Below are 7,682 nucleotides of genomic sequence, written 5' to 3' on the forward strand. Positions count from 1 at the left end.
CTTTGGGTAGTAGCTTTGGGTAGTAGCTTTGGGTAGTAGCTTTGGGTAGTAGCTTTGGGTAGTAGCTTATGCCTGGTTATCCATTGCTCGATTCTGACTTGAGCCCTATAGCTTTCCAAAGCAGTTATTTGTAACGATAAGCCATAACGGTAGAGGTTAACTATTAACAATCCAGCAATTTCTGCGTGATTACTTACAATTCCCGAGTGGGAGCAGCAGAAATAACTAACCCCCAATCCTCAAATGTGGGGCTTGACAAAAATCTATTTCATGACAGTGTATCTCAAATAAAAATTAGGAGGAAAACATCTATGGCATTTAGCACCCAGGCAGCTCCCCCAACACCTTGGTCACGGGATCTGGCTGAACCAAAAATTGATGACACAGCTTATGTCCATTCTTTTTCCAACATTATTGGAGATGTAGAGATTGGGCCAAATGTATTGATTGCCTCGGGAACCTCGATTCGAGCTGATGAAGGGGGACCATTTTACATCGGTGAAGGTACCAATATTCAAGATGGTGTTGTGATTCATGGTCTTGAAGACGGTCGGGTTGTTGGGGATGACCAGAACGATTACTCGGTGTGGATTGGCAAGAATGCATCAATTACCCACATGAGCCTGATTCATGGTCCTGCTTATGTTGCGGATGATTGCTTTATTGGCTTTCGCTCTACGGTGTTTAATGCTAGAGTTGGCAAGGGCTGTATTGTGATGATGCATGCCCTCGTTCAGGATGTCGAAATTCCTCCCGGTAAATATGTTCCTTCCGGAGCGGTGATTACTAATCAGCAGCAAGCTGACCGACTACCGGATGTAGAAGAGCAAGATAGAACGTTTGCTAACCATGTGGTGGCAATCAATTATGCATTGCGGGCGGGTTATCAGTGTGCAGAGGATGATTCCTGCATGATACCGATCCGCAAGGAAATTGCTGACAATGCTGACTCTAATGGTCATAGTAGCCCTGATAGTTCCCATAAATCTTTCAGATCAATGTCTTCAAATACAGGATTAAGTTCAGAGCTTCAACAACGAGTTCGTCAACTGTTAGGCCAAGGATACCGAATTGGTGCTGAATATGCTGATGAGCGTCGCTTCCGTACTAGTTCCTGGAAGAGTGCTTCCGGAATACACTCCGATCGTGAATCAGAAGTGCTCCAATCCTTGGGTGATTGTCTGGCAGACCACGCTGGTGAGTATGTCCGACTAATTGGGATTGACCCTAAAGCTAAACGCCGGGTGTGTGAAGAGATTATCCAAAAACCGGGTGGCCCTGTTTCTGGAAGTTCCACTGGATCTGGTTCAAGAAGCTACAGCCCCTATAGCTCTGCTCCTCAACCTACTGCGGGTTTCTCTAGCAATGGCTTAGACTCATCAGTGGATGATTTAGTTCGTCAACTGTTGTCCCAAGGGTATCGGATTGGTATTGAGTATGCTGATGAGCGTCGCTTCCGGACTAGTTCCTGGAAGAGTGCCCCTGGCATAAGCTCCGATAACCTATCACAGGCTTTGGCAGACCTAGGGGCTTGTTTGTCAGACCACGCTGGTGAGTATGTCCGACTGATTGGCATTGACTCGAAAGCCAAGCGCCGGGTGATGGAAAAAATTATTCAAAAACCTGGGGACACTGTCAACCCTGGTGCTAAACCTAGTAGTAGTAGCTATACTCCCCGTTCAACGCAATCCTCAGGATTCAATGGCAGCAGCGTTTCTGGTTCATCCTTGAGTCAAGATATTGTTGAGCAGATCCGTAGCTTGTTGTCCCAAGGTTATCGCATTGGTACTGAACATGCGGATAAACGTCGATTCCGCACCAGTTCTTGGCAGAGTTGCTCCCCCATTGATTCTACTCGGGTTTCAGACGTGGTTGAAGGTCTAGAAACCTGCTTGGTTGAACATTCTGGTGAGTATGTACGGTTGATTGGTATTGATCCGAAAGCTAAACGGCGTGTTCTAGAGACGCTGATTCAAAAGCCGTAATCGATAAGTGTAGCACAGGGAATAGGGAAAGAGGGGGGAGTGTGGGAAGTGTGGGAGGTGTGGTCTCCCCAAGGCCGCGCTGCATTACTTTCTTGAGTTTGTTAATGCCTGATGACCCATTGCTATAATTAATCGCGTTTTGTTGACAGTTGACAGTTGACAAGTCACCGTCAACCGTTAACCGTCAACCATTTACATAAACGATATACAAAAGACTAGCGGCAATCACGGTATTGATAGGTATTAGACTTCTTGCCAAGGTAAAGAAGCCATCAAAAATGATAGTGCTAGAGTCAAATTTAATCCCAAAACCGTTTACCCAAAATTCTTTACCCCGACAACTGCGGCGAAGTCTACCGTGCCAAAAATTATGCACTTGCCTAAACTTCTATTGAGTAATAATTCTCATATATATGTGGAAGGAAATGTGAGCATTGATCCTAGTGCTGTTATTTCAGCAGGGGTAATTTTGCGAGCAGATCCAGACAGTAAAATAACGATTGCAGCCGGTGTTTGTATCGGTATGGGAGCAATTATTCATGCTCACAAAGGTACTGTGGAGGTGGAATCAGGAGCGAGTTTAGGCGCTGGGGTTCTAGTCGTGGGGAAGGGAAAAATTGGCGCTAATGCTAGTATTGGCTCCCTGACGACAATTTGGAATCATTCTGTAGAATCCTTACAAGTTGTGCCATCAGCGTCGGTGTTGGGGGATAAGGGGCGTCCATTACCGGAAGAGTCTCAACCAACTCCTGATAGCTTGGAGCAGAAACCTCAGGAGTTATCATCAACTGTACCTGAGAACAGCTTTACCACGGAATCTGTCAATGGTCAAGTGCCATCCACTAGTAATACGGTGGCTACAGATACAACAGAGACTAATACAACAGACACTAATACAACAGACACTAATACAACAGACACTAATACAACAGAAACGATTGAAGCTGAGACGACCGCTGAGTCGCAGACAGAATCACCAACCCCGAAGACTCAGCCTACTGTTCATGGGCAGGGGAGCTTGAACCGATTACTGGATACTCTGTTTCCTTACAATCAATCTTTTAATAGTCCTACTAAAGATACCTAGTAGCTGCCTAGACCGATCCCTTTTATGCGTTCGCGTAGCGGCTCCAAAGGAGCATCGCGCAGCGTGACCATTCGCGTAGCGTGGCCTTTTGGCCAAGGTCAATGCCATAGCGGCTCCCTAGAACCATCCCATAACAGCTCCTCAATCAAAATAACTCCCGGCTTATCTGAGGGAAAACTCCGCTTTCTGCCAACTCAAAGTCTGCAAAGTCAAAGCCTGGTGCAACAACGCAGCTCACCAGAGAAAAACTATCATCTTGTGAAGGAATCGCCCCAAACCATGTACCGCCTGGCAAACAATAGTAAGGATGAGCACCGTCTGTCAAACCGGCTCCCAGTAGTATGCCCCGGTGTGAACCGGTCTCGTCAAGGTAGTTGAGACACAATGGTACACCAGCATGATAAAACCACAGTTCATCAGACCTAATACGATGCCACGATGAATATTCACCACTACGGAGGAGATAATAGATTGAGGTAGCAACAGACCGATCTCCAAAAGGTGTCTTTACGACCTGATCTGATCGATACATCTCTCGATAAAACCCCCCCTCAGGATGTGGCACGAGTTGCAATGCTTGTATAATGTACTCGGCTTCCATATCTGTTCTATTTTTTTTACCAAAGTTAGATATTGATAGTTTTTCGGAAAGATGTCGTTATTTTGGCATTGCTTCCTTTTAGAATCAATCTTATGTTTGCCATAGCTGAGGTCTGCCTAGGTGACGTTCCTACACTTCACTATCCGTTAAGTGTAAGCTTCTAGCACTCCTTAGAGCTACTAAAACTTCCTTTGAGGTACTATTAGTTATAGAGCTATCTATAACCGGATTCCCTTTACGGCGTTTTATAGTGGGGAACACGCCCAGCCCCACTCGTTTTAGGTTAATTGCAGCATTTACGTCGCGATCAACCAATAACATTTCTTGCTCATCCCAATACTCGCGGAGGTCGCAATCCGTGAATACAAACTCGTCTCGATAGCTTAACAGCTGAGAGGTATAGGCAGGGTTACACTTTTTCGTTACTGCTCCAGCTTTTCCAGCTATGTAGTCCAGTACCTCAAAGAACTGTCCAAACCCTGCGTCCAACCAAGACTTATTTAATCCAGATTTAGCGGACTGTCCATTAGGCAAATATCCACCCTTCCCATCTGGCTTGGGTTTATTTCGTTTATTTAAACCAGTAAGGTTCAAATTTTCATAATAGAAAACTTTTTTTCCGGTTCTAACCAGAACATGAGCTGTTTTATAGGCATGATCCTTTCGGCTCCTAGCAATCCGTTGATGTATTCTCGCTTCACGCGATTGCAATTTCCTTCTAGCTTTACTGCCTTTTGTCTTGGCATTCTTTTTTGTCTGTACCTTTTCTAGATCAGAATGATTTTTACGGTAAGACTTAAGTGAAGGTAGTTTGGTGTTTTCAGATGTTGCTAGATAATCCTCTCCGTAAAGTACGGCATCCAACCCTATGCCATTATCCCAAGTGGGAATAACACTTTGTGGTGTAAACGCTGGTACTGTAGAATCTTCTAAGCATAAGGTTGTGTACCAACCATCGGTTTTCTTGGTGATTAGAATATTCTTGATCTTAAACCCGTCGGGCAGCGGACGATGTAGGCGTACCTTAAGCCAGCCCTTGAGTTTACTTATCTTTAGCCATATCCATTTCTTCTCGATTCTGGCTACAGAAAAACAATCTTTCCCATCTATCTTTAAAGTCCTGTATCTAGCTTGATTTTTAAATCGCGGTTTTCCGCTACGACTACCATTACAATCGCCTTTGATGAATCGACTGAAAGCTAGGTCTGCTCTTTTACATACGTCCTGTAAAGTATTCGCAGGAACTCGGGTAAAGTCCAGCAACTCACCTGAGTGGACAACTGTCACCAAGTCTTTTTTCCAGATTGGTAACAGCTTTTTTTGACTGAAATAACCGGGGTTATCTCTGAGTTCTGGTAGATAAGTAATCAACGGACAAGAATTAACAGCAGTGCGGTTTTCATTCCACCACCGAAAGCGATCGCCCAACTGCCAGTTGTACCAGTACCGACAAATCCTTAGCCAATCATTTAGTTCTAGTTTTTGTTGACTACTTGGATAAGCCTGGTATTGGTAGTTGAGCAGCATCACGATCACCTCCTAGTTTTTATTGCGCTTTACATATTATAGACTGTAGTGCTTCTCAATTAGGTGAGGGACTTTCGTCTTAGGGAGTAGGGAGATTGAGAGATGGGGAAATGGGGAGATGGGGAGATGGGGATTTTATTAGAATTTTTGCCTAATTTCACAATTAATTAATTCACTACTATGAAAACCCCTATGATAATCAGGCAATTTGGCATCGGCACTTTTAGGGCTTTTGATAAAGTATTGACATGAATTTTACAGGTGACTATAATTCAAGCTAACTCTATTAGTTTAACATCAATTAGATAAATCATAATAATTTATCATCACAAAAAAATCCTGTTGACTATTTCCTACCGTTCCCTGTTACCTGTTCCCTATTCTACACATACTGAACGAGGATACTTTCTGTGACTAATCTTTCTCACCAATTCGCTCTTGTTACTACTGCTGTCGCTTTAACCTCTGCTACTGTTGCCGTTTTACCGGCTGCTGCTGAGCAGATAATTAACCAAGAATTCAGTGGCGAACTTGAATTATCCGATTTTCCTAGTTTTCTACCAGAGCCTCCTCCCGAAACTAGAGATTACGAGGGGTTTGTTGAGTACACTACTGAAGGAGAATTACTCTCTTGGTTTCTTGATGTAGAAGGGTTAGAGCAAGTCGGTTCTGATATTACCCTTGAACCGTTGCCTTTACCGTTTCTTTCTCCTCTTCCTGTTCCTCCTAGAAACTTTATTACTACCTTTGACGCTACCCCTGATAGTTGGATTCTAGATATCGATTTTGGTAGGGCTGTTGATGCAGGCGCTAATACCCTTACCTGGAACAGAGACTCAGGAATTACCTTTACTATTGGAGGTTCCCTATTACCTCCAACTATCTATGTTGATCCCAATCCTACTTTTAAGGAAACGATCACCGAGGATCCCTCAAAGCCAGATGCAACTAGTGTACCTGAACCGGCTTCGGGATTAGCGCTACTGGGAATTACTGCTTTAGGTGCTGGTGGATTGTTGAGAAAAAAGGATAAATAATCAGGGATTATTTTTAAGTACTATCAACTCAAGATATCACCATAATTGTAGAGCGAGTTAAGTCCATTATTATGGACTTTTTTTGTGTGACTTTTTAGCATTAATTGTAATTATAAATGCCTCTAATGGTTACCGCAAGTGTAAGTGACTGGATCGATCTCGCCAAGGAAAGAACAAAAAAGCCAGAGGCTATCCTAAAAAAATAGCAGTCAGTAATTTGGCGTATAAGTTGATTTAATATTTACACTGTTGTTATTTTTTATGGTAGTCTAATTTTAGCAAAGGTGATCGAGTTATTTTTTGTTGCCGAATAATAATTCGGCATAAAGGTTAAAGTTTTACCAGATTAAATCATCTTATCAATTCTTCGGTGCTTGAGTTTTTTTGGAAACTATCCAAAATCTTAATTGCCCACTTAGCGGTGCAATTAACTCAATTTATCTACTTACTCAACCAGGAGAATTCCTTTGATTAATTTTTCTAAACATAATGGTGTTGTTACTACTGCTATCGCTTTAACTTCTGCTACTGTTGGAGTTTTACCGGCTGCTGCTTTCCAGATAATTTTACCGGCTGCTCCTTTCCAGATAATCAAGCACGAATTCAGTGGTACTCTTGAATTGTTGTCTTATTCTATATTCCCTGATCCTACATGGAGGTCTATAAGCCCTTTTACTCGTATTAATGTTACTCTGATAGAAGAGTCTATTCCAAAAGCTAAAGATTACGAGGGATTTGTTGAGTACACTACTGAAGGGGAATTACTCTCTTGGTTTCTTGATGTAGAAGGTTCATTGCCACGAGGTTCTGATACGCTTGAACCTTTTCCTTCTTCTCCCACTATTACTTCTCCCACTATTACTTCTCCTACTATTACTTTGCTTCCTATAGACCCTCCTCGTATTTTTCCTTGTTTTTCTGGAACCTCTTTTATTCGCTTTGGCCCTTGTATTCCCGTTGACCCTCGCCCTATTATCCTTTTTTCATCTACCCCTGATAATTGGACTCTACATATGGATTTTGGGAGGCCTTTTTACACCGGTGGTGAAACCCTTACCTGGAATAGAGAGTCAGGAATTAGTTTTACTCGTAACTTCGGCTTCTTTGATTCAACTACCTATGTTGATCCCAATCCTAATTTTAAGGAAACCATTACCAAGGATCCGTCAAAGGCAGATGCAACTAGTGTACCTGAACCTGTGTCTGGATTAGCGCTACTGGGAATTAGTGCTTTAGCTGCTGGTTCTTTTTTGAAAAGAAAGGATAAATAATAAGGGATTATTATTCAGGATTATTTGAAAGTTATAGACCCTAATTATAGTTCGATTTAAGTCCATTTTTATGGACTTTTTTTTTTGATAATCTATAAATTTAATTGCAATTATAAATACCTGTCTTGATGCAGTCGCTCATGGGGGAAACCACGGCAGTCGCTCATGGGGGGA

7 protein-coding genes are annotated in these 7,682 nt (G+C 42.7%); 4 read left to right on the top strand and 3 right to left on the bottom strand.

What is annotated here, in order from left to right:
- Positions 1 to 311 precede the first annotated feature (311 nt).
- Positions 312 to 1,985 (top strand): beta-carboxysome scaffolding protein CcmM, encoded by a 1,674-nt coding sequence (ccmM, locus tag AC4II3_RS25470; RefSeq protein ID WP_488013399.1) that lies wholly within the window; start codon positions 312 to 314, stop codon positions 1,983 to 1,985.
- A 184-nt stretch (positions 1,986 to 2,169) separates the two neighbouring features.
- On the opposite strand, the gene AC4II3_RS25475 is transcribed toward ccmM, so the two are convergent.
- Positions 2,170 to 2,361 (bottom strand): hypothetical protein, encoded by a 192-nt coding sequence (locus AC4II3_RS25475; protein ID WP_424102284.1) that lies wholly within the window; start codon positions 2,359 to 2,361, stop codon positions 2,170 to 2,172.
- On the opposite strand from AC4II3_RS25475, the gene ccmN reads away from it, so the two are divergent.
- On the top strand, positions 2,356 to 3,072 hold the full coding sequence (ccmN, locus tag AC4II3_RS25480; RefSeq protein ID WP_490722922.1) for a beta-carboxysome scaffolding protein CcmN: 717 nt from the start codon (positions 2,356 to 2,358) through the stop codon (positions 3,070 to 3,072). The genes AC4II3_RS25475 and ccmN overlap by 6 nt on opposite strands.
- 145 nt (positions 3,073 to 3,217) lie before the next feature.
- On the opposite strand, the gene AC4II3_RS25485 is transcribed toward ccmN, so the two are convergent.
- Together AC4II3_RS25485 and AC4II3_RS25490 are read right to left on the bottom strand one after the other, a co-directional pair.
- Positions 3,218 to 3,673: a cupin domain-containing protein gene (locus AC4II3_RS25485; RefSeq protein WP_488013395.1), complete on the bottom strand. Its 456-nt coding sequence runs from the start codon at positions 3,671 to 3,673 to the stop codon at positions 3,218 to 3,220.
- A 129-nt stretch (positions 3,674 to 3,802) separates the two neighbouring features.
- Positions 3,803 to 5,200: an RNA-guided endonuclease InsQ/TnpB family protein gene (locus AC4II3_RS25490; RefSeq protein WP_488013393.1), complete on the bottom strand. Its 1,398-nt coding sequence runs from the start codon at positions 5,198 to 5,200 to the stop codon at positions 3,803 to 3,805.
- A 410-nt stretch (positions 5,201 to 5,610) separates the two neighbouring features.
- Here AC4II3_RS25490 and AC4II3_RS25495 point away from each other — a divergent pair, with 410 nt between their 5' ends.
- On the top strand, positions 5,611 to 6,237 hold the full coding sequence (locus tag AC4II3_RS25495; RefSeq protein ID WP_488013391.1) for a PEP-CTERM sorting domain-containing protein: 627 nt from the start codon (positions 5,611 to 5,613) through the stop codon (positions 6,235 to 6,237).
- Between the two features lie 467 nt (positions 6,238 to 6,704).
- Positions 6,705 to 7,508 carry a hypothetical protein gene (locus AC4II3_RS25500; RefSeq protein WP_488017499.1) on the top strand — a complete coding sequence of 268 codons (804 nt, stop codon included), beginning with the start codon at positions 6,705 to 6,707 and terminating at the stop codon, positions 7,506 to 7,508.
- Positions 7,509 to 7,682 lie beyond the last annotated feature (174 nt).

Source organism: Moorena sp. (assembly GCF_982860115.1).